The sequence below is a fragment of the Candidatus Hydrogenedentota bacterium genome (genome assembly GCA_016791475.1).
GTDB lineage: Bacteria > Hydrogenedentota > Hydrogenedentia > Hydrogenedentales > JAEUWI01 > JAEUWI01.
The window spans coordinates 1-284 of sequence record JAEUWI010000201.1; the positions used below are offsets into that span (position 1 = coordinate 1).

Annotated in this window: 1 protein-coding gene; it reads left to right on the forward strand. The window is 65.1% G+C overall.

Going from position 1 to position 284, the window contains the following annotated elements:
- On the forward strand, positions 1 to 284 hold a 284-nt coding region (locus JNK74_28690; protein MBL7650162.1), incomplete at both ends, for a cadherin repeat domain-containing protein.

A 284-nucleotide genomic window follows, 5' to 3' on the forward strand; every position in this document is an offset into this window, starting at 1 on the left:
CGGCGGCGCCGACGCCGCCCATTTCCAGATCGACGCCAGCACCGGCGTACTCAGCTTCATCACTGCGCCTGATTTCGAGGCGCCTACGGATACCGGCAGCGACAACATCTACAACCTGATCGTGCAGGTCGCCGACGACCAGGGCAGCACCGATACCCAGGCCATCGCCGTCACGGTGATCTCCGCCAACGACAGCGCCCCGGTCATCACCAGCAGCAATACCGCCAACGTCGCCGAGAACACCACGGTCGTGATGACCGTCACCGCAACCGACGCCGACCAGC